Genomic DNA, 23,546 nt, shown 5'->3' on the forward strand with positions numbered 1-23,546 from the left:
AAGGATGTTGACAAATGGATATTTTAATTAAGCAAGCAAGATTACGTGATGGAGAAGCGCTCCAAGATGTGGGGATTAAAGATGGTAAAATCATAGCTATTTCGGAGAATTTATCGGATAACGCGGTAAACGTAATCGAAGCACAAGGGCGTGTTTTGATTCCTGGTCTAGTTGAAAGTCATATTCATTTAGATAAGGCTTTAATCGCTGACAGAAAACCAAATAAATCAGGGACTTTACAAGAAGCAATTAGCGTTACAGCTGAGTTAAAGCCAACTTTCACAGAAGAGGATATTTACCAAAGGGCAAAAAAAGCGTTGGAAATGATTATTGCTCACGGTGTCACAGCTGTTAGAACTCACGCAGAATTCGATCCAGCTCAAGGGTTCTCTGGTTTTAAAACGATCATGAAATTAAAAGAGGAGTATCGAGATTTGATCGATATGCAAATCGTTGCATTTCCGCAGGAAGGAATCTTTAAAGCACCTGGCACAGAAAGAATGATGTATGAAGCAATGGAGATGGGGGCAGACGTTGTAGGGGGTATTCCTTATAATGACGCACCGGCAGATAAGCATATTGATTTAGTTTTTGAAATTGCTAAAAAATATGATAAAGACATTGATCTCCATCAAGATTTCAGCGATGAAGCAACTGACATTTCAATCGAATATTTATGTAAAAAGACGATCGCAGAAAATTATCATGGGAGAGTTTCAGTGGGACATTTAACTGCCCTTCACGCATTGGAACCTAAGCGATTAAATGAAATCCTAGCACTGATGTCTGAAGCACAAATCAATGTTATGGCTTTACCGGCAACAGATTTACATTTAGGTGCTAGAAATGACGTATACAATGTCAGAAGAGCAGTAACACCCATCAGAAAACTTCGAGATGCAGGAGTTAATGTATGTCTCGCGACCAATAACATTCGTAATGCATTTACGCCATACGGAAATGGTGATTTAATGCAAATCGCAATGCTAGCAATTCCTGTAGGACATCTGGGTGGAGCAGATGATCTGCCAACTGTTTTGCCAATGATCACAGAAAATCCTGCAAAAGCATTGGCTCTTAAGGATTATGGGATACAAATTGGGAACAATGCTGACTTAGTTTTGCTTGATACGAAAGTAAAAGCAGACGCAATTATTGATATTCCCGAGAGAAATTATGTTATTAAAAATGGTAAAATTACAGTTGAAGTAAAAAAAGAAGTGATTATTTTTAAATAATTGAGTTGAAAAAACGACTATAACGTTTAAAACAGTTTATAGCCGTTTTTTTATATTCTACTAAATAAGTTCATCATAATATTGTTATGTAAACTAAATGATGCCCATACTAGTATTGAAAAATGAGAATAAAGCAAAGTGAAGGAAATAAATAGTCATTATGTAATAACTATCAACATTGAAACCACCTTATCATTCTCAATTAAATATAAATAATTGAGAATGATAAGGTAAAACACTTGTTATTACATGTGTTTATATGATACTCTTTATTATATAATAAATAATATTGGAGGTACATGAAATGAAAGTTATCGTTTTAGGTTCATCGCACGGAGGCTATGAAGCAGTTGAAGAATTATTAAACTTACACCCTGATGCAGAAATCCAATGGTATGAGAAAGGTGATTTTATTTCTTTTCTATCCTGTGGTATGCAACTTTATCTAGAAGGGAAAGTCAAAGATGTCAATTCCGTTCGATATATGACTGGTGAAAAGATGGAAAGCAGAGGAGTTAATGTCTTCTCAAATACAGAAATTACTGCAATCAAACCCGAAGATCATCAAGTCGTTGTTAAGGATTTATTATCTGGAGAAGAACGTGTAGAAGATTACGATAAACTTATCATTAGTCCTGGAGCTGTACCGTTCGAATTGAATGTTCCAGGTAAGGACTTAGAAAACATCTATTTGATGCGTGGTAGAAAATGGGCCATTAAATTAAAAGCAAAAACAGTTGATCCAGAAGTGAATAATGTAGTTGTAATCGGCAGTGGCTACATTGGTATAGAAGCAGCTGAATCATTTGCTAAAGCTGGTAAAAAAGTCACAGTTATTGATATTTTAGATCGACCTTTAGGTGTCTATTTAGATAAAGAGTTTACCGATGTTTTGACAGAGGAAATGGAAGCTAACAATATCAACGTAGTGACAAATGAAACTGTACAAAGCTATGCCGGGGAAGGTCAAGTTCAAAAAGTTATAACAGATAAAGCTGAATATGATGCTGATCTCGTTGTTGTGGCAGTCGGTGTTCGTCCTAATACTGGCTGGTTGAAAGACACATTAGAGCTACATCCAAATGGTCTTATTAAAACAGATGAATACATGCAAACAAGTGCTCCTGATATTTTCGCAGTAGGAGATGCGACGTTGATTAAATACAATCCTGGTGAAACGGAAGTTAATATTGCCTTAGCAACCAACGCCAGAAAACAAGGCCGTTTTGCGGTGAAAAACTTATTAAGTCCAGTAAAACCTTTCCCAGGTATTCAAGGTTCATCAGGTTTAGCTGTTTTTGATTATAAATTCGCTTCTACTGGAATTAACGAAGAAATGGCTAAGAAATTAAATAAAAAGACTAAATCTGCATTGGTTGTTGAAGATTATTTAATGGACTTTAATCCTGATAAGCAAAAAGCTTGGTTCAAACTTGTCTATGATCCTGAAACAACTCAAATTTTAGGTGCACAATTGATGTCAAAAGCTGATTTAACAGCAAACATTAATGCTATTTCATTAGCAATCAAAGCGAAAATGACAATTGAAGACTTAGCTTATGCAGACTTTTTCTTCCAACCATCATTTGATAAACCTTGGAATATTATTAATACTGCTGCTTTAGCTGCAATGAAAAACGAACAATAATTTTAAATTTAAAAGACTGCAGAAAAGAAATTTTCTGTTGTCTTTTTTTGATAGGGGAAAAATGGTATCATTTAAGGAAATAACTTGAATAGGATGGAGACTTTGATGACAATTACACTAAAAGAAATGACTGCAACTGATTATGAAAAGTATCTTTCTTTTGCAATCAAGGACTATGCGAAAGATAAAATCACTGCTGGAACATGGAATGAAGAAGAGGCGATTAGCTTAGCAACGAAAAGTTTTAGCGAACTTTTACCATCAGGAAAGGATACTAAAAATGAATATCTTTATTCAATAGAAGACGATTCAGTAGATAAAAAGGTAGGTTTTTTATGGGTCCATCTAAATAAAACGCTCTATGATTCAAAACTGTTTATTTATGATTTTATCGTGTTTGAAGAATATAGAAAAATAGGCTATGGGAAACAAACAATTTATTCTCTAGTTGAGAAAGCTAAAAAAATGAATGTGTCACAAATCGACTTACATGTGTTCGCTCACAATAAAGGTGCGATTCACTTATATGAACAAACAGGTTTTATAGCTACAGATATTAGCATGTCAAAACAAATAAAGTGAAAAGACTTAATTATAAAAAGGAGTTTAACATGTGTCAGCATCCAAGTACAAAAATCATGACGGAGTTAATTCAAAAACAATGGGCAGATCATTCCATTCACGCTGCAATTGTCAATGAAAAATCAGAGATTATTGCTATCGGCAAAACAACTGTTTCTCAAACAAATGACCCCACAGCACATGCTGAGATCAACGCAATCAGATCAGCATGTGAACTTTTAAAGACTGATACATTACCACCAGATTATTGGTTATATTCGACATTCGAACCTTGTCCATTGTGTTCATCTGCAGTTCTTTGGAGCGGTATTGACGGAGTTGTATACGCTAATGATCCCAGATTCAGGGGTTCACTACCAGACTGGTCTTTTATTAAGTGTAGAACCATGTTAGAACAGGGTGTTGATATCCATCAAGTAAAGTTGATTGAGAATTTTATGTTAGATGAGATAAAAGACTACTTTACTAGGCACGAAAAATAAAAAGACTTATAGAGTTAAATGAGAAAAAACGAGTTTTAAAACGACCAATTGCAGAGACGCCATATTATGGAAATACATAGCGAAAACTAATGACTTGCTGCCAGAAGTTGCCAACCAAGTCGAAAAGACTTTTAGATAAGACTGATTTATTTAAAGTTGAGAATTAGACTTTTCAGGCAACATAAATTTATGTTAGTATCAAGTGTTTGATTGAGGCTAGAAGATCTTTTCCTCGATTGTAAACTGTAGATTGTTTTACGAAAGTAAAGATTTTATAAGCGATGTGGGGGGCTTTTGCAGAGCTGTAGATAATAAAAAAGGCAGCTAACTTTAAAATCAGCTACCTTTTTTAACCTGAATAAAATATTAGAGTGGATTTCTCTCTTTGCTAATTTCATTTTACCCAGTAATTATTGTTTTTGTACAACTTTAGGAATTACATTCATCGGAATTGTTTCTATCAAAACTTCTTTGCCATCAGTTATATCACTAACCTCCAATAATAATTGAGTGCCAATTTTAGCTTTAAATTTAGAATCTGCCAATACTCTTAATGCATGACTGTCATCTACTCGTTTCCACTTTTCCCTTTCTGTCCATTGATAAGCAGAGCTTCTCAATATATTTACTAATCTTTCTTGTTCGTCAATTGCATCTCCAATTGGATATGTTGCAGTAATAACATTATCTTTTAGTGCGTAGGGAATATGTGCAGAAACTTTATTTGAGGCATTCGTAGTTCCGGAAGCTTTACCAACAGTTAACAACCACTGAAGTTTATATGTGTGTCCTGCTGGTACTAATAAAGTTTGTGCTGGTACTGACCAACTTTTTTCTACAGTTGAAACCACTGAATTAGAGTGCCCAAAATCATATCGAACATCCATTGATATAGACCCAGATACAAATGGAAATTTCATCTCTGCGCTGGTATCTATTGAGATACCAGCATTGTGTGTAGTTTGTGTAGTGACACTATCGCTCTGACTATAGACAAAAGTTGATGAAGACAGACGTTGGTCTTGTTTCGTATCATTTATAAGAACAGCTTGGTTTGCATCAACGAATTCTCCATCCTGGATAACCATATCATCATTTAACTTGATTGAAAACGGTTCTATTGTCAAGGAAAAAGGATCTAACCTAGAGCTCTGTGGATCACTAATTCTTTCTAAATCTGTTATTTCTTTATTAGCAGTTTTATTATAAGAAAGTGTAAAGCCTAAATCTTTACAATCATTCTTTATTTGTGCGGAAAAATCAACATCATCTAAAGTAACATTTTCATTAATTCCTTCTACAAACGCTTCATTTGCGAACACCACTGCAGATGGTGTAACAGCAGTTAAACCAATTCCTACTAACAAAACTAATGAATTCAATTTAATAAATTTTTTCAATTAATTCCCTCCTAAAATGTTTAAATTATTATATCACATAATAAGAAAGCGCTTCCTTATTTTCATAATACAACTATCCAATAAAATTGTAATGTTCATTTTGGTTATATATACTTAACTTTTATAGTATATAGTCTTTTTTTAAGGAGATTTACAAAAGATTTTATCTTTTAAGAAAAAATTATCAAAAAATAATGATATTTTTTAGACATCTGTGAATGTGTAAAATAATATAATACGGGGAGTTTTTAAGAAATGCTTTACCTACAAAAAACTTCCGCAAATAGAAAACAGGATAAACTTAGATATCTTTTCAATAGGACAAATTAAATCAAGAAAAGAACTAAAAGTGACGAAGGGATAGAGCTACGCAATATATTTTTTGACTATGTGAAGTCTCGCGTGTCTAAAGTTCATAAAAAACTTGCTAAAGAGAGAGTTCAGAGAAAATAAGTTTAGTCAGCGTACATGAATGAAGAAATGTTTTTCATGATTAAAAATCTGTATAAAAAGGCTAAAAAAAGCGAATACAAAAACACGAATGATAAGTTCAATTGAGATTCAAGGTAGGTTAATACGATTTTGAATCTACTTTGTATAATGTATATTATGTTAACTAGAATAAAAATATTTAAATAGCGACTAAAATCTATAGAAAAACAACGAGCAGAGAATAGTAGGCTGCTCGTTGTTTTTCTATAGTATTGGTGATAATAATCGTGAAAAGTTTTGTTTGAATCGTAACCAATGTGATTGCTTTTGGATAATTTCATCCGTTAATAAAAGACTTTTATCCATATCAGATTCAAATATTTGTGTTAGTTTCCATGCGATTTTTGTATCATAGATAAATGTACTTACTTCAAAATTTAAAGCGTAACTTCTGATATCTTGATTAGTTGTACCAACCATACAGATTTCATTATCAATAATCATTGTTTTAGCATGCAAAAAACCATTCTGGTACATATATATCTTAACGCCTCTTTTGTGGAGATAGTTTGCATAATATTGTGTTGCTCGATAGATAAATGGATGATCAGGCATACAGGGAATCATGATTCGAACATCGATACCTGATCGCACAGCAATCAATAAAGCGTTGATCATACTATCATCAGGAATTAAATATGGCGTTTGAATCCAGACTGATTTTTCAGCAGATAATATCATTTTGATAAAACCGCTTTTTAAAATTTCTTCTTCAGAGTCTGGGCCGTCAGAAACAACCTGTAAAGCTAAATTTCCAAGTTCACTATCTTCAGAAATTTGGAAGTAATTTTCTAAATAGTCCATTTTTTGTGAATCGTGTTGCACAGAGGCGTTCCAATCCATAATAAAAATTTCTTGTAGTGAAAAAACGGATGTTCCGACTAAGCGAATGTGGGTATCTCTCCAGTAACCAAACTTTTTGCTTTCTCCCAAATACTGATCTCCTACGTTAAAGCCACCTGTCCACCCTATTTTCCCATCGATTACGACTATTTTTCGGTGTAAGTGATAATTTAAGCGTGTTTTACTAATCATATTCTTAGAGGTGATAAACGGAGCTACTTTTCCACCTAACGCAACAAATGAAGCAAAGAATTTTTTATTTGCACCTGGAGATCCCCATGGGTCATAAATTAAATGGACCGATACTCCTTCTTTAACTTTCTCTCCTAATAAGTCTAAAAACTGATTTCCAATACGATCGTTAAAGAAAGAATAATATTCAACATGTACAGTCTCTTTGGCCTGACGAATATCTTCAAATAAGGCTTCGAATTTATCTTTCCCATCTGTATAGATTTTTAAGCTGTTTCGTTTACTTAATGGTGAAGAATCCATATTTCTAAAGTATTTGTTTAATACACGTGCATCGGTTAATAAGTTTATATCTAATTTTCCATTAGACTTTAAATTATCTTCATCGACCATTTTTTTGATATTAGAGATATTTTCTTTATCATGATCTGTCAAATTAAAGACTTTTTGACCATTGATTCCTCTGCCACAAAAAAGATAGATGATAAATCCAATTCCTGGTAAAAATAATAAAGTCATAATCCAAGCTAAAACACTTGAAATGCTACGCGGTTTTCTAAAAACAGTAATGAGTGCTGCAGTGGTATTTAATAACAATAACCCTAAAAGTATGATGATAAAAATTCTCATCTGATTTCATTTCTCCCTTAAATTACATAATATAATGATTATAGCAAAAACTATTGATTCATCCAACAAATAACAATCCCTTAGTCACTTAATTAGATAGAAACTTTCCTTATTTAGCAATTTAATTCATCTTGAAAATTTTATCAGAGACTATGAAAAATAAAATTATTCATTATTTTGTTTTTCACTATTTTAATTCTCATAATGTTGTACTATAATATGCTGATATGTTGAATTGAAAAGAGGAATTATTAAAAATGGACATTAAAATGCTTGTTACCATCTTTGTGGTCAATTTTTCTTATATCACATTGAATACGATCCGTTTTATGCTAACAATGAAAGGTTATCGTTTGATTGCACCTTTAGTCAGTATGGCCGAAATCACTATCTATGTATTAGGTCTAAGCATGGTGTTAAATCGATTGGATAACCCATTGAATCTAGTTGTCTATGCACTTGGTTATGCTGTTGGAATCAGTGTAGGAATTAAAATCGAAGACTATTTAGCTTTAGGCTATATTATGGTCACAGCAATCCTACCCTCTTCCACTGAACAATTAAATCTACCCGAAACGTTACGAGAACATGGCTATGGAGTGACTCAAAGCTTTGGAGCTGGACGCGAAGGTGAGCGAATGATTTTAGAGATTCTCTCTCCTCGTAAAAATGAACGTAGCTTGTATAAACTTATCAATGAGAAAGAGCCTAGAGCGTTTATTATCTCCTATGAACCTAAATTTATCTCAGGAGGTTTTTGGACGAAAAAAGTTCGTAAAAGGAATAATTAATTAAATACCGCATCTTGGTTAATAAAACGAGGATGCGGTATTTAATTTCCCTTCTTATAGTTTACATAATAAAATTATAGTAATCTATAATTTGAAATAACTAATATGATCAAGTTCAGGTAAACAATTTTTAAACAATACACTGTATAGTTGCTGCTTAAAAAATATCCGTTGATTCTGATTGTGGATCGTTTTCCATAATGGTGGTAATTCTATTTGGAGTTTGTCTAAGATAGTCTGGATTTCATCACAAGCACACTCACTGTCTATAATCGGAACAGCAAGAAATAATTGATTTTCTGTATTTCGTTTCAGATCACCTGTCATTATGAGCGCCTCTTGGAAAATATTTTGTTTATCGACTCTGGTCTTATTTCGTTTGATAGAACGTATCACTTTTTGAATTTGGGGAATAAAATAATTGATATCTACATCCCCAATTACATTCTGTAACACCTCAAAATTTTGCGGTAAGTCTTTTCTTCTTGAAAGTAAATTGAAATAATTTGCCAAATCTAGTGGAACAAGACTGTCCGTATAAATAGAAACAAAGCGCAACGAATCGTTCCCCTCTTCCCTTCTACGGAATATAGGTTGGCTTTCTGGAGAAGCTTTAACACCAAAAAAATAATTATCTTGCTCATCTTCAAAAAGCAACATCCAAAGCCATTCACCAAATACAAAACAATTATTTAACATTGAGCTTTCTTGAGTAATATTCCGAAATGCTCTAGTGATTGAATCCGGGAGTTGTATGGATTTATCCATAGTATAAATAGGAAAAGTTAAAGAATATCTTCTATTCTTTCGTTCAAGAAGATTGTATTTGATCAATTTATCTAAGTATAATTCCAAATTGCTATCTGTTGGTATTGCTGCTTTTATTTGACGTAAAATAACTTCTTGTTCTTTGTGTTCTGAAAGATACTCTACTATCTTAGCGAACAAGGGATCACAGATGAGTTTATTTAAGTCTTCTTCATTTTTATTTGACGCAAAATAATAGGATGTAAATTCCATGGTTGTATCACTCTTTCTTGTTTAACCTTGATAATAATAAAAACTACAGCTGGAGTTTTTATTACACCACCTGTAGTTTATTAAGTTCCTAAATCAGATGTATGTCACCTTTTAACTAAATGCTTCAGTTAATTGAGGAACAACTTGTTTTTTACGAGAAACAACACCGTTTAAAAATGCTCGATTATTATCTAGTTTTATTTTAAAGGCTGCTTCTACTTTATCTAATGAATCTCCGATTACTAATAATTCAGAATCGCTGTTTAAAATGTTTGTAATGATCAATACAAATAAATCATAACCATTTGCAGCATTTGCACTATTCATTGCAGCTTCTAACTCACCTTGACGATTTAAAACTTCATTTAGGTCAACTGTATTGACTTGCGCGATTCGGACATTCTTATCCCCCATAGGGAAGCTTTTAGCATCTAAATCTAATAATGTTTCAGCAGATTTATCACTCAAATTTGTGCCAGCTTTTAACATATCTAAACCATAACCATTTAAATTGATTTCTGCGATATCTGCTAGTTCGTTTGCTGCATCAATGTCTTCTTGAGTACATGTTGGTGATTTGAATAATAATGTATCTGAAATAATCGCTGATACCATCATTCCAGCAATTTGCTTAGGAATTGTAACGTTATTTTCTTTAAAGAGTTTTAAAACGATCGTACTGGTACAACCGACAGGTTCTGCACGATAATACAACGGATCTGCAGTTTCGAAGTTAGCGATACGATGGTGATCAACGACCGCAAGAATAGTTAATTCTGCAATATCAGAGATACTTTGTTGAAATTCATTATGATCAACTAGCATTACTTGGTTTGTTTCCCCCGCTGCACTTTCAACTACTCTTGGTGCGTCTACATTAAAATAATCTAGTGCGTATTGTGTTTCTTCACTGGGTGTTCCTAAAGCAACTGGTTCTGTATCTTTTCCTAGTTCTTTTTGTAAGTAGGCAAAGCTAATTGCTGCTCCAATTGCATCTGTATCGGGGTTTTGGTGTCCAAAAACAAGAATTTTTGACATAAAAATAGTTCACTCCTTCTTTTTCTTCATTATTAATAATAACAAAAAATAGAAAAGAAACAACAATAATTGCCGCTCTTTTCTATTTTTATAGACTATCTTGATGTATAACCTTGATAGTCATTGACATGAAGCAATTTTTTAGCATTTGCTACACGATCATCTTTCGGTGGTTCAATCCCTTCAAGCGGATAATCTAAACCTAATTCGTCCCATTTATACTTGCCCATTACATGATATGGCAAAACTTCGACTTTATCGACATTTTTTAATGTTTTAATAAATGTATCTAAGCGAATCAAGTAGTCATCATAATCACTGCGTTCAGGAACTAATACGTGACGAATCCAAACAGGTTTACCGATTTCGGAAAGGTATTGGGCCATTTCCAGAATATTTTCGTTTCCTAGTGAAGTAAGTAGCTTATGTTGTTCATTATCAATGTGCTTGATATCAAATAATAATAAGTCAGTATAGTTCATCAGTTCTTGAAATTGGCTGAAAAATGGTTCTTCTCTTGTGAAAGGTTTGCCACAAGTATCAATTGTTGTATGTATTCCTTTTTCTTTCGCTTTTTTAAATAAGTCTGTTAAGAATTCTAATTGAAGTAATGGCTCACCGCCACTTACAGTGATTCCGCCTTTTTCGCCCCAATAAGAACGATATTTGATAGCTTCATCTAAAACTTCATCAGTCGTAACTACGCGTCCGCCAGAACCGATTTTCCAAGTATCAGGGTTATGGCAAAATTGGCAACGCATGCGGCAACCTTGTGTAAATACGATGAAACGAACACCGGGACCATCAACCGTTCCAAAATTTTCTGTAGAATGGATTCTACCAGTTATAGGAGTTGTCATTACTCATTCCTCATTTCTTTTAAAAAAAGGGCTGACACGAGGTCAACCCTTCAGTTGTTTGTTTATTACAGTCTATCGTGTGAAGTTCTTGAGATAACGTCTGCTTGTTGTTCAGGAGTTAAGTCACGGAACTTCACAGCATATCCAGATACACGGATTGTTAAGTTAGGATATTTTTCTGGATGTGCTTGCGCATCTAATAATAACTCATTTGTGAACACGTTAACGTTCAAGTGATAACCACCTTTATCGAAGTAGCCATCCATTACGTTACGTAAGTTATCGATTCTTGTGTCATCATCTTTACCTAAACCGTTAGGATTGATTGTTTGTGTATTAGAGATTCCATCTAATGCACTTGTATATTCTAATCTAGCAGTTGAGTTAAGTGATGCTAAAAGACCATTTTTCTCACCTAAGAATTTACCATCTTGGTAACTTGGGTTGGCACCTGGTGCTAATGGTTTACCAGCACGACGTCCGTCTGGTGTGTTACCAGTCGCTTTACCGTAAACAACGTTGGAAGTGATTGTTAATAATGATGTTGTTGGTTTCGCATTACGGTACGTATGTTGACGTCTGATTTGAGTCATGAAGTACTCAAGAATCCAGTTAGCCATTGCATCCGCTTCTTCATTATCGTTACCATACGTTGGAAACTCATTTTGAGGAACGTAGTCAATTGCTAAACCGTCTTCGTCACGGATTACTTTTACATTACCATGTTTAATCGCCATTACTGAATCAGCAGCATGTGAAATCCCTGCAATACCAGTTGCAAATGTGCGTTGTAAGTTACTTTCCATGAAGGCTAATTGTGCTGCTTCATAAGAATATTTATCATGCATGTAGTGGATAACATTTAATGTATTTACATACAATTCTGCTAACCAGTCCATGATATCTTTATAACGATCGATAAACTCGTTGTAGTCTAAAGTGTCGCCAGTCATTGGACGGAACTTAGGTGCTACTTGCATTTTAGTTTTTTCGTCTACCCCACCATTAATTGCATAAAGAACAGCTTTTGCTAAGTTAGCACGAGCACCGAAGAATTGCATATCTTTACCCATAACTGTTGCAGATACACAACATGCGATCGCACAGTCATCTGATCCCCAATTAGCACGTAATAGATCGTCATTTTCAAATTGGATAGATGAACTTTGTTTTGCAATTTTAGAAGCAAACGTTCTGAATCCAACTGGTAAATGTGAAGAGTATAACACAGTTAAGTTAGGTTCTGGAGATGGTCCCATGTTTGTTAATGTGTGCAAGATACGGAAATCACTCTTCGTTACTAATGAACGTCCGTCTAGCCCCATACCAGCGATTGATAATGTTGCCCAAATTGGGTAACCTGAGAACAATTGGTTATATTCAGGTGTACGAGCAAATTTAACCATACGCAATTTCATGATCAAGTGATCAATCATTTCTTGTGCTTCAAATTCAGTGATCAATCCTGCTTCTAAATCACGTTGGATATAGATATCTAGGAATGCAGAAATACGTCCAATAGACATAGCAGCACCGTTTTGTGATTTGATTGCACCTAAGTAACCAAAGTATAACCATTGGATTGCTTCTTTTGCGTTTGCAGCTGGTTTAGAAATATCAAAGCCGTAAGTTGATGCCATTTCTTTAAGATCAGCCATTGCTCTGATTTGTTCAGAGATTTCTTCTCTTAAACGAATAACATCATCTGTCATTACTTTGTTACCAGTGTTACTTAAATCTTTTTTCTTTTCAGCAATCAAGAAATCCATACCGTATAATGCAATACGACGATAGTCACCGATGATACGACCACGACCATAAGCATCTGGAAGACCTGTGATGATTTTATTTTTACGAGCTGATCTCATTTCAGGTGTGTAAGCATCGAAAACACCTTGGTTATGTGTTTTTCTCCACTCTGTAAAGATTTTAGACATTTCTGCATCTACTTCATAACCATTTGAAGTTAAAGAGTTGTTGGCCATGTTGATTCCGCCAAATGGCATGAATGCTTGTTTTAACGGTACATCTGTTTGTAAACCGACAATTGTTTCTTCTTCTTTGATTAAATATCCTGGTTCATGAGACGTTACAGTTGCAGGAATATTTGTATCCATGTCGTATACACCATTTTTTTCATGTTGTATTTCAAATAATTCCTGTAATTTTGTCCATAATTTGTCAGTGCTTGGTGCGATTGGTTCTAGGAAAGAATCATCACCTGTGTACTCAGTGTAGTTTCTTTGAATAAAGTCACGTGTGTCAACTGATTTTTGCCATTTTTCGCCTTTAAAGCCTTTCCATTGCTCCATTTTTGGGGCCTCCTTAGTACGCTGAAATCTAATGTAACAGCTTTATGTGATTAGTATAACACATCGTTGATTTTATGCAAGCCTTTCCTTACTACATTTTGAACTAATTACGTTTTTTTTCTAGTAAAATATCGATAAACGCTTTTATATCAATGTTTACAATTTGTGATTCGTTTAACTAATCAATTGTGCAGTAATTCTACAAGTAAGAAATCTGTTATAAAAAAAGAGGAGACTGTACTAGTACAGTCTCCTCTTTTTTAGAATTATATAGAACAGTTAAACATCTTACTTAGCGTCCTCTTCTTTTGCTTCCAATTCTGCAGTATGCATTTCATGAACTTCCAGAATTTCGCCATCTTGTTTTTCATCAAGCATAAAGGAACCATTGGAAGTTCGATCATTGATTGGGTACTTTTGGGAGTCAATCGTATACTGTCCGCCATTTTGTGTTGTAACTAATAATTCTAATGGGCTGCTTTCAGACATAAAGGTTACACGATGAGGATTTTTTTTCAATTCTCTAAGTACCATCAAGCCGCGTTTGGCCCGTCCGAGTTGAGGTAACTCTTGAGCTAGCATTCGTTTGATGCTTCCTCGTTGTGTTAACATCACAATTGGTGTATCACCATCTTCATGAACCAACAAGCCGTTCACTACGTAATCTTGCTCTTTTAAATTCATTGCTTTGACACCAGCAGCCTTAGCACCGACTACGGGGACTTCTTCTAACGGATAACGTAAGCCGAAACCACGATGACTTACTAAAAAGACATCTAAGATTTTTTGTTCGTTAGTTAAATAAACATTTACGATCTCATCTGTTTCAGATTTTAATTTCATACAGTTCGTTGGACGACTTTTATAAGTTCTCCAAGGTTCGAAATCTGTCATTTTACTTTGTTTGATCATACCTTCTTTTGTCATAAAGACAAATGTTTTTGTTGGAGATAGTTCTTTATAGGTATATACAGCAATGATCGATTCGTCAACAGACAGATTTAAAATAGCTTGTGAAATATGTTCACCTATTTCCTTCCATCTCAAATCTGGAAGTTCATGAACTGGTCGATAAATGACATTGGCTTTATTAGTAATCAATAAGATATGATCTAGCGTATTGACTTCACCTGTATAAAGCAGGAAGTCTCCGTCCTTCATGCCAACCTCTTCCGGTTTTGACGCACTGTACGAACGTAAACTACTACGTTTGATATACCCTTCGTGTGTAACAGTTACGACAACATCTTCTTGAGCGATTAGAACTTTTGTATCGATCTTGATTTCTTGAATTTCATTTTCGATTTGTGTTAGGCGCGGATTGCCATATTGTTTTTTAACTTCCCGTAATTCTTTTTTCATGACGCTAAATAATTCTTTTTCGTCACTTAGGATTTTGGTCAATTCAGTAACTAGTTGATTCAGTTCTTCGGCTTCTTTTTCAAGCTGAGTGATATCTGTGTTAGTTAAACGATACAACTGTAACGTAACAATGGCTTCTGCTTGCTCTTCGGTAAATGCATAGGCTTTGACTAAATTCATCTTAGCATCTTTTTTGTCTTTACTACCACGAATCGTTTCGATTACTTTGTCTAATATTGATAAAGCTTTAATCAAACCTGCAACAATGTGCTGACGCTTTTTAGCTTTATTCAACTCGAATTGGCTTCGGTTGGTAATTACTTGCTTGCGGTGGGTAATGTAGCTGTCTAAAATTCGTTTTAGGCCAACTTGTTGTGGTGTCATGTTATCGATCGCAACCATATTGAAGTTGTAATTGATTTGTAATTCAGTATTTTTGAATAGGTAGTTTAAAATACCTTCAGCATTTGTATCTTTTTTTAATTCAATGGCAATTTGCAATCCAGTACGGTCACTTTCGTCACGAACCTCAGCGATACCATCAATTTTTTTGTTCAAGCGAACTTCATCCATTTTTTTGACCAAGGTTGCTTTATTGACTTCATAAGGGATTTCAGTGACAATGATTTGTTGTTTTCCACCTTTTAGAGGTTCAATTCTTGTTTTTGAACGAAGAATCACTTTCCCTCTACCAGTTTCGTAAGCCTTTTTGATTTCTTCTTTTCCTTGTAAGATACCACCTGTTGGAAAATCAGGTCCGGGAATAAATTCCATCAGCTTGTCTAACGTCGCATTTGGGTGGTCGATCAAGTGAATCGTACCATCAATGATTTCAGCTAAATTGTGCGTAGGAATTTCTGTTGCATAACCTGCGGAGATTCCTGTCGAACCGTTTACAAGTAAATTAGGATATTTAGCGGGTAAAACAGTTGGTTCTTTTTCGGTATCATCAAAGTTCCATACGAAATCTACTGTTTCTTTTTCGATATCTTTTAAAAGCTCTCCACTTAGTTCAGATAAGCGAGCTTCGGTATAACGCATTGCGGCTGGTGGGTCACCGTCCATACTTCCGTTATTTCCGTGCATTTCAATCAAGACTTCACGAAGCTTCCAGTCCTGACTTAAACGAACCATGGCTTCATATATACTACTATCACCATGAGGATGATAATTCCCCATGATATTTCCGACAGACTTTGCGGATTTTCTAAAGCTTTTTTCAAAGGTATTTCCATCTTTGTTCATGGAAAATAAAATTCTACGCTGTACAGGCTTTAACCCATCACGAATATCAGGTAGGGCCCGTTCTTGAATGATATATTTGGAATATCTTCCAAAACGATCGCCCATTACTTCTTCAAGCGTCAATTCTTGAATATCCTGGCGTTTTTCCAAATTTGTCACTCCCTACTCTAAATCGAATAAACTGATTTCTGCTGCTTCTGTTTCTGCATTTTTACGCTCAGTTTCTTCTTTTTTTTCTTCATCTAGTACTTCATTAGAAATGGATGGAGAAATTTCTGTTTCGCCATCTTTTCTATCTAAAATACTGCCATCTTCTTCTAATGTGAACTGTACATGACGTTCGATCCATTTTCTTCTAGGTTCTACTTTATCACCCATTAGAGTCGTTACACGACGTTCTGCTTGTGCTGCATCATCTATTCTCACTCGGATCAACGTACGTGTCTCAGGGTCCATGGTGGTCTCCCACAGCTGATCTGCGTTCATCTCCCCCAACCCTTTGTATCGTTGCAGCATATATCCTTTGCCGACTTGCTCTGTTACGTTAGATAATTCTTCATCTGTCCAGGCGTATTCTGTTACTGCTTTTTTGCCGATTCCTTTTGACACCTTATAAAGAGGCGGTAAAGCAATGTAGATTTTACCAGCTTCGATCAATGGTTTCATGTAGCGGTAAAAGAAGGTTAACAGTAAGACTTGGATGTGGGCACCATCGGTATCCGCATCGGTCATGATGATGACTTTATCATAATTACAGTCTTCAATTGAAAATTCTGGACCAACACCTGCACCAATAGTATAAATCATCGTGTTGATTTCTTCATTTTTCAAAATATCCTGCATCTTCGCTTTTTCAGTATTTAAAACTTTACCTCGCAAAGGTAAAATTGCTTGGAATTTTCTATCTCGACCTTGTTTCGCTGAGCCGCCGGCAGAATCTCCTTCGACTAGATATAATTCATTTCTCTTAGGATTACGTGATTGTGCTGGTGTTAGCTTTCCAGATAAAAGAGATTCCCCTTTTTTTCGTTTTTTTCCATTTCGACTTTCTTCACGGGCTTTACGAGCTGCCTCACGAGCTTCACGGGCTTTAATCGCTTTACGGATCAATTGTTGGCTCATTTCGCTATTTTCTTGTAGATAAAAGCCCATTTGCTCTCCGACAACGTTATCTACTGCATTACGTGCCATTGGCGTGCCGAGTTTTTCTTTGGTTTGCCCTTCAAATTGTAATAAGTTTTCCGGAACGCGGATTGATAGCACTGCTGCTAATCCTTCACGGAAGTCACTACCTTCGAGGTTTTTATCTTTTTCTTTCAGCAAACCGACTTTTCTTGCATATTCGTTGTAAGCTTTTGTCATTGATGACTTCATACCCACTTCATGAGTACCACCATCTTTTGTCCGTACGTTATTTACGAATGAAAGGACATTTTCTGAATAGCCATCATTATATTGATAAGAAAGTTCAACTTCAATGCCATCTTTTTCACCTGAAAAATAGACAACGGGTGTTAATGTGTCCTTTTCTTCATTAAGATAGGCCACGAATTCTTTGATTCCTTCATCATAATGGAAAATTTCTTCTTTTGGCTCTTCCCCTCTAAGGTCTGTTAGGGAAATTTTAACACCTTTTAATAGAAATGCAGATTCTCTAAGTCGCTCTGCTAATGTATCGTATGAAAAATGAATAGTTGAAAAAATGGTATCATCAGGAAGGAAAATCACAGAAGTTCCATTCTTTTTGTTTGTTTTCCCAACTTTTTTTAAGGTGCCAACGGGTTTTCCACCGTTTTCAAAACGTTCCATATATTCAACACCATCGCGAACGATACGTACTTCTAGCCAGCTAGATAATGCATTCACTACGCTAGCACCTACACCATGCAGTCCACCTGATGTTTTGTAACCACCTTGACCGAATTTTCCACCTGCGTGAAGAACCGTGAAGATTACTTCAACGGTTGGAATTCCAGATGCATGCATCCCAACAGGCATTCCTCGTCCTGAGTCGGTGATTTTGATACTATTATCCTTTTGAATCGTTACACTGATTTCATTTCCGTAACCGGATAATGCTTCATCAACTGCGTTATCAACGATTTCGTAGACTAAATGATGCAAACCGCGACTGTCTGTGGAGCCGATATACATTCCTGGTCTTTTTCGTACAGCTTCCAATCCTTCTAAAACCTGAATGGAGGCGTCATTGTATTCATTGTTTACTTTTTTCGCCAAAGAAAAAACTCCTTATACTTGAATTATAGGGCCAAAGGCCACATCATTACAATAATACTCTAAAAACTCTCAAAAAAAAAGAGCTTTCCTAAACGGCCACTCTTTCTTAAGATATTTTGCATCTATTTCGGCATTTCAGCTAATTCAATTTTGATGCAACGATTCATTATAATAGCATTTCTTCCTGCTTTTTTCAACATTTCAGCTGCTTCTTCACTTTCTAAGCCTAATTGAGCCCAAAAAACTTTTGCCTTTGTTTCTATGAAATCTTGAGCGACTTCAGGTAAAAATTCACTTCGACGGAAAATATCCACGATATCGATTTGGCCTGGTATATCTTGTAATTTTTCATAGACTTTCTCACCTAAGATTTCTTGTCCAGCTAATATTGGGTTTACAGGAATGATTTCGTAGCCATATTCTTGTAGTAATTTCGCAATTTTATAACTTGTGCGGTCTTCTTTTGCGCTCAGTCCAACGACTGCGATCCGTTTGGCTTGTTTTAAGTAGTCAAAAATTTGTTCTTGTGATGGATTTTCTATAGGCATTTTAATCATCCTTTCTAATTTCTCTTAACTTCATTATACAACGAATATTTAATTATTGTTAGCTGTTTCTATTCATGATAAAATAAATGCTAGTTTGAACAGAAAGAGGTTGCTCAATGAAATTCTTCGTGCTATTAGTTATCGCCTATCTATTAGGTTCCATTCCTTCAGGTGTTTGGGTTGGAAAACTCTTTTTTAAAAAGGATCTTCGTCAATTTGGTAGCGGTAATACAGGAACAACAAATACGTTTAGAGTTCTAGGAAAAAAAGCTGGTATAACGGTTCTGCTCATGGATATTTTAAAAGGAACCTTAGCAACTAGTTTACCTCTGCTATTTTCTTTGAATGTTAATCCTTTAGTTTTTGGTGTTGCAGCAGTTTTAGGTCATACGTTTCCGATTTTTGCAAATTTCAAAGGAGGAAAAGCCGTTGCAACTAGCGCAGGGATGATTTTAGCTTACAATCCAGCATTTTTTGTTTATTCTGCCTTGATTTTTATTATTATGTTATATGTTACCAGCATGGTGAGTTTGACTAGTATGATCAGCGCTGTATTGATTACTCTTTCAACGATTATTCTTCCATTTGCTATTCCGGCTATTTTGCCTGAGTTTGACTGGTTATTGACTTTGATTGCCTTAGCATTAACGATTTTTATTTTCATTCGTCACAAAGATAATATAAAACGAATCAAAGATGGTACTGAAAGTCGTGTATCTTTCGGATTAGGTGCAAAAAAAGAAAACTAAAAACTAGGACATGAAGTTTTGTGATACTTCGTGTCCTAGTTTTGTATTCATCACTATTTAGCTGTAATAGTATAATTCGTTTTAAAAACATCTGATGGCCCTAATTTATTGATCCCTTTTTTGTCTACTAGATTTCCAGTCGCATTTACATCATCAGCAATACCACACCAAGGCTCGATACAAACGAATGGCGCTTCTTGTGGATAAGGAGACCAAATCCCCACATAAGGCATGTCTGAGTAGCTTAAACTGATGCTATGCGGCCCTTCATCTGTTTCAATCGTAAAGGCATTTACTCCTTTAGTTTCAAAAATAATTGCGTCCTGTTTGAATAACTCTCTGCGAATGTCCAGGCTAGTATTGGTTTGACCTAATGTTTTATGTTCAAAATCCGCAAATGGACCTGCTAAAGGAATTTGGGTGCGCGATTTTTTGGGAGAAAAGCTTAAATAATAATCATTGAAACTTAACTCTTGCTCTAAAGGAACATTAAACGCAGGATGACCGCCAATTGAAAAATACATTTCACTGTTCCCAGTATTTTCAACTTGATAATTAACCACTAAGTTATCGGCTTCTAAGGCATAAGAAAGAATCAACTCAAAGTCAAAAGGATACACTTTTTTACTATCCTTACTGCTTTTTAAGGATAATGAGACTAGCTCTGAACCATGTTCGATCACTTCAAAAAGGCTATCTCTAGCAAATCCATGCTGACTCATAGGATATGTGTGCTCTTCATACGTGTATTGATCCTCTTTTAAACGACCAACAACTGGAAATAATACGGGTGCATGACGACCCCAAAAAGCTGGATCTCCTTGCCAAATATATTCTATATTGTTTTTCTTTGATTTTAAGCTGACAAGTTCAGCACCATCTTCAGCGATTGTCGCGATTAGGTATTCATTTTCAATCTGTACAGTCATACTCACTGCCTCCTACTTGTTATCTTTTTCCAATTCTTTGATAAATTGTTTATTTAAAACTTTCAGATAAGTTCCCTTCATTCCTAACGATCTCGACTCAATGATTCCAGCAGATTCTAATTTTCTCAGAGCATTCACAATTACTGATCGAGTAATTCCAATTTCATCAGCAATACTTGAAGCAGTCAATCTACCTTCTTCACCATCTAATGCTTTAAATATCGCTTGAACCGCTTTTAGTTCGCTGTAAGATAACGTGTTGATTGCCATCTGCACTGCTGTTGCGCTACGAACGTTTGCTTCAATGTTGCGTGATTGTTGGTAAAGTATCTGCATACCAACAACCGTAGCACTATATTCAGCCAAAACTAAATCGTCTTCATCGAATGATTGTTCTACTCTAGCTAAAATAATTGTTCCTAAACGTTCGCCGGCACCAAACATTGGTACGATCGTTGTTAGACCAAAAGGGTATTTTTCACGTAGTTCAACAGGAAATGCCGTTAAATCACTAGTGATTGAAATATTTGCTTCTGTTTTGATCAGATTGTCAGCAGCATCTGTATAGCTTTGCGGAAATCGTTTCTCTTCAAACATGTGTTTTACACGTGCATTATTAACATCTAGTTTTTCGTTATACCCTAACAAAACCCCTTCATTACTAATGATGTATGCATTGCTATCTAAAACATCACCTAAAATTACGGCCATTTTGTCATAAGGTAATTCGGCCTTTTGATCAAAAGTATTTTTCTGTTGTAAAAGTTTATTGATTTGACGGGTTTTTTCTAATAAAGTAGTCATTTTTACTCCTCCTAATTTAAAAGCTGAAAGAATGTGTGTCATCAGCGTTGCGCTGTACATTTTAATTTTCAAAACAAAAAGCTAAAAGAACTCCTTCAACCTTACATAGAGATATCCTAAAGAATGTAACGGCTTAAATCTTCATTTTGAACAATACTGTTCAGTTTTTCATTCACATACGCTTCTGTAATTGTAATCTCACCCATTTGCATATCTGGTGCTTCAAATAATAGATCTTCCAACAAACGTTCCAAAATCGTATGCAAGCGACGAGCACCGATATTATCGGTGTCGCGATTAACGTTAAACGCGATATTCGCAATTCGTTCAATTGCTTCTTTCGTGAATATAACTGTGACATTTTCAGTGCCAATTAAAGCAATATATTGTTTGATCAAGGCATTATTGGGCTCAGTTAAGATTCGGACAAAATCCTCAGCGGTTAAATCATCTAACTCAACACGAATTGGGAAACGACCTTGTAATTCAGGAATCAAATCGCTTGGTTTAGACAAATGGAACGCGCCAGATGCGATAAATAAAATATGATCAGTTTGAATTGAGCCGTATTTTGTATTGACTTGTGAACCTTCAACAATTGGCAAAATGTCACGTTGTACTCCTTCTCTGGACACTTCACCTGAGTTTTGCTGGCTTTTCGATGTAATTTTATCAAATTCATCAATGAAAATAATTCCACTACTCTCTGCTAAGCGAATTGCTTCACTATGAATGTCTGCATCTTTAACGATTTTAGCGGATTCTTCTTTTACTAATAATTCTTGGGCTTCTTTAACAGTAACTGTACGTTCAACTTTTTTCTTGGGGGATAAAGCTCCTAATGTTTCATTTAAATCGATGCCCATTTGTTCCATCCCATTATTCATAGCAGGCATTGTCTTTTTAGGTTCATCTATTTCAATCGTTACTTCCCGATTGTTTAGCAATCCTTTTTCTAATTGTTCAAGAATCGTTTTGCGATTCACTTTGATTTCCTCAGTTACTTCTTCTTGTGTTTCTTGAGGTTGTTGTGCACTATTAAACATTTGCATCATTTGTTCAAATTGATTATTGGACGTTTGCTTTTGTTCTTTTTTAATTCCTGGTACAAGAACTTTTACTAAACGGTTGTTCGCTTTTTTTAGAGCTTGAGAATATACTCTGCTATATTGTTGTTTTTCTACAATTTGAATCGCGTTTTCAACTAAATCACGAACCATCGATTCTACATCTCGACCAACGTACCCAACTTCGGTAAATTTAGTTGCTTCTACTTTGATAAAAGGCGCATTGACGATTTTTGCTAGACGTCTAGCAATTTCTGTTTTCCCAACTCCTGTTGGTCCGATCATCAACATATTTTTTGGTGTTACATCTTGCTGCATTTTCTCTTCGAGTTGTAAACGGCGATATCTATTTCTTAACGCCACAGCAACTGATTTTTTAGCAGTTTCTTGTCCGATGATATATTCATCTAATTCTTTGACGATTTCTCTTGGTGTTTTGTTTAATTCATTCATGGTCGTTGTCCCCCATTTATAATTCTTCTACAATAATATTGTGATTTGTAAAGACACAGATATCAGCTGCGATAGTCAACGCATTTTTAGCAATTTCCTTAGCAGACATATCTTTGTCGCCATAGTGTTTCATGGCACGAGCCGCAGATAATGCAAAGTTACCACCAGAACCGATTGCTAGGATACCGTCGTCTGGTGTAATTACTTCACCAGTACCTGAGACAAGCAGCATTTCTTTATCATTCATGACGATCAACATAGCTTCTAATTTTTGCATAGATTGCTGAGTACGCCATTCTTGTGCTAACTCAACTGCAGCACGAGTTAAATTACCATTGTATTCGTTTAATTTTCCTTCAAATTTCTCTTCTAGTGTAAAAGCATCTGCTACACTTCCTGCAAATCCAACAACCACTTCGTCATTATAGATTCTACGGACTTTTTTAGCAGTACCTTTCATAACAACGGATTCACCCATTGTTACTTGGCCGTCACCAGCCATTGCAAATTTTCCATCTTTTTCAACAGCACAAATCGTTGTTGAATGAAATTGTGATTCAACCATTATAGTTCCTCCTAATTTAAAAGCAGAACGAGTTCGTTTAGCCTCGACTGGAAAATAG

At 35.2% G+C, this 23,546-nt stretch carries 19 protein-coding genes; 6 read left to right on the forward strand and 13 right to left on the reverse strand.

The genetic code is table 11. The annotated features are described in order from the left end of the window. The first annotated feature begins 14 nt into the window (after window positions 1-14). From I583_RS06170 to I583_RS06185, 4 genes are all read left to right on the forward strand, one after another. The gene (locus I583_RS06170; RefSeq protein WP_010761374.1) at window positions 15-1,238 is read left to right on the forward strand and encodes an amidohydrolase family protein; all 1,224 of its coding nucleotides are present in this window, start codon (window positions 15-17) and stop codon (window positions 1,236-1,238) included. Window positions 1,239-1,542: 304 nt separating this feature from the next. Beyond that, entirely contained in the window at window positions 1,543-2,886 is a 1,344-nt protein-coding gene (locus I583_RS06175) for an FAD-dependent oxidoreductase (protein WP_010761373.1), read from the forward strand. A gap of 105 nt (window positions 2,887-2,991) precedes the next feature. Further along, window positions 2,992-3,468, forward strand: coding sequence for a GNAT family N-acetyltransferase (locus I583_RS06180; protein WP_010761372.1), 477 nt, complete (start codon window positions 2,992-2,994; stop codon window positions 3,466-3,468). Window positions 3,469-3,497: 29 nt separating this feature from the next. After that, the gene (locus I583_RS06185) at window positions 3,498-3,950 is read left to right on the forward strand and encodes a nucleoside deaminase (RefSeq protein WP_010761371.1); all 453 of its coding nucleotides are present in this window, start codon (window positions 3,498-3,500) and stop codon (window positions 3,948-3,950) included. Window positions 3,951-4,360: 410 nt separating this feature from the next. On the opposite strand, the gene I583_RS06190 is transcribed toward I583_RS06185, so the two are convergent. Continuing rightward, window positions 4,361-5,350: an ETX/MTX2 family pore-forming toxin gene (locus I583_RS06190; RefSeq protein WP_010761370.1), complete on the reverse strand. Its 990-nt coding sequence runs from the start codon at window positions 5,348-5,350 to the stop codon at window positions 4,361-4,363. Window positions 5,351-6,046: 696 nt separating this feature from the next. Beyond that, the gene (gene cls, locus I583_RS06195) at window positions 6,047-7,507 is read right to left on the reverse strand and encodes a cardiolipin synthase (RefSeq protein ID WP_010761369.1); all 1,461 of its coding nucleotides are present in this window, start codon (window positions 7,505-7,507) and stop codon (window positions 6,047-6,049) included. Window positions 7,508-7,764: 257 nt separating this feature from the next. On the opposite strand from cls, the gene I583_RS06200 reads away from it, so the two are divergent. Further along, window positions 7,765-8,298: a DUF2179 domain-containing protein gene (locus I583_RS06200; RefSeq protein ID WP_010761368.1), complete on the forward strand. Its 534-nt coding sequence runs from the start codon at window positions 7,765-7,767 to the stop codon at window positions 8,296-8,298. A gap of 84 nt (window positions 8,299-8,382) precedes the next feature. Here I583_RS06200 and I583_RS06205 read toward each other — a convergent pair whose 3' ends face one another. The 7 genes from I583_RS06205 to I583_RS06235 all read right to left on the reverse strand — a co-directional run bounded on the left by I583_RS06205 (window position 8,383) and on the right by I583_RS06235 (window position 18,921). Continuing rightward, window positions 8,383-9,318, reverse strand: coding sequence for a DUF1803 domain-containing protein (locus I583_RS06205; RefSeq protein ID WP_010761367.1), 936 nt, complete (start codon window positions 9,316-9,318; stop codon window positions 8,383-8,385). Between the two features lie 111 nt (window positions 9,319-9,429). Further along, window positions 9,430-10,356: a manganese-dependent inorganic pyrophosphatase gene (locus I583_RS06210; protein WP_010761366.1), complete on the reverse strand. Its 927-nt coding sequence runs from the start codon at window positions 10,354-10,356 to the stop codon at window positions 9,430-9,432. A 95-nt stretch (window positions 10,357-10,451) separates the two neighbouring features. Then, window positions 10,452-11,216 carry a pyruvate formate-lyase-activating protein gene (pflA, locus tag I583_RS06215; RefSeq protein WP_010761365.1) on the reverse strand — a complete coding sequence of 255 codons (765 nt, stop codon included), beginning with the start codon at window positions 11,214-11,216 and terminating at the stop codon, window positions 10,452-10,454. A gap of 65 nt (window positions 11,217-11,281) precedes the next feature. Further along, on the reverse strand, window positions 11,282-13,528 hold the full coding sequence (pflB, locus tag I583_RS06220) for a formate C-acetyltransferase (RefSeq protein WP_010761364.1): 2,247 nt from the start codon (window positions 13,526-13,528) through the stop codon (window positions 11,282-11,284). 288 nt (window positions 13,529-13,816) lie between these two features. After that, on the reverse strand, window positions 13,817-16,285 hold the full coding sequence (gene parC, locus I583_RS06225) for a DNA topoisomerase IV subunit A (protein ID WP_010761363.1): 2,469 nt from the start codon (window positions 16,283-16,285) through the stop codon (window positions 13,817-13,819). A 12-nt stretch (window positions 16,286-16,297) separates the two neighbouring features. Then, entirely contained in the window at window positions 16,298-18,373 is a 2,076-nt protein-coding gene (gene parE, locus I583_RS06230; RefSeq protein ID WP_010761362.1) for a DNA topoisomerase IV subunit B, read from the reverse strand. A gap of 122 nt (window positions 18,374-18,495) precedes the next feature. After that, window positions 18,496-18,921, reverse strand: a complete 426-nt coding sequence (locus I583_RS06235; RefSeq protein ID WP_010761361.1) for a CoA-binding protein — start codon at window positions 18,919-18,921, stop codon at window positions 18,496-18,498. 116 nt (window positions 18,922-19,037) lie between these two features. On the opposite strand from I583_RS06235, the gene plsY reads away from it, so the two are divergent. Beyond that, a complete protein-coding gene (gene plsY / locus I583_RS06240; protein ID WP_010761360.1) occupies window positions 19,038-19,670 on the forward strand; it encodes a glycerol-3-phosphate 1-O-acyltransferase PlsY in 633 nt (210 codons plus the stop codon). Window positions 19,671-19,723: 53 nt separating this feature from the next. On the opposite strand, the gene I583_RS06245 is transcribed toward plsY, so the two are convergent. From I583_RS06245 to hslV, 4 genes are all read right to left on the reverse strand, one after another. Further along, on the reverse strand, window positions 19,724-20,599 hold the full coding sequence (locus tag I583_RS06245; protein WP_010761359.1) for an aldose 1-epimerase family protein: 876 nt from the start codon (window positions 20,597-20,599) through the stop codon (window positions 19,724-19,726). Between the two features lie 12 nt (window positions 20,600-20,611). Then, window positions 20,612-21,403: a GTP-sensing pleiotropic transcriptional regulator CodY gene (gene codY / locus I583_RS06250; RefSeq protein WP_010761358.1), complete on the reverse strand. Its 792-nt coding sequence runs from the start codon at window positions 21,401-21,403 to the stop codon at window positions 20,612-20,614. Between the two features lie 116 nt (window positions 21,404-21,519). After that, a complete protein-coding gene (hslU, locus tag I583_RS06255; protein ID WP_010761357.1) occupies window positions 21,520-22,923 on the reverse strand; it encodes an ATP-dependent protease ATPase subunit HslU in 1,404 nt (467 codons plus the stop codon). Between the two features lie 16 nt (window positions 22,924-22,939). Further along, window positions 22,940-23,488: an HslVU peptidase proteolytic subunit gene (gene hslV, locus I583_RS06260; protein ID WP_034682741.1), complete on the reverse strand. Its 549-nt coding sequence runs from the start codon at window positions 23,486-23,488 to the stop codon at window positions 22,940-22,942. Between the last annotated feature and the right edge of the window lie 58 nt (window positions 23,489-23,546).

This window comes from Enterococcus haemoperoxidus ATCC BAA-382 (assembly GCF_000407165.1).
Lineage (GTDB): Bacteria > Bacillota > Bacilli > Lactobacillales > Enterococcaceae > Enterococcus_L > Enterococcus_L haemoperoxidus.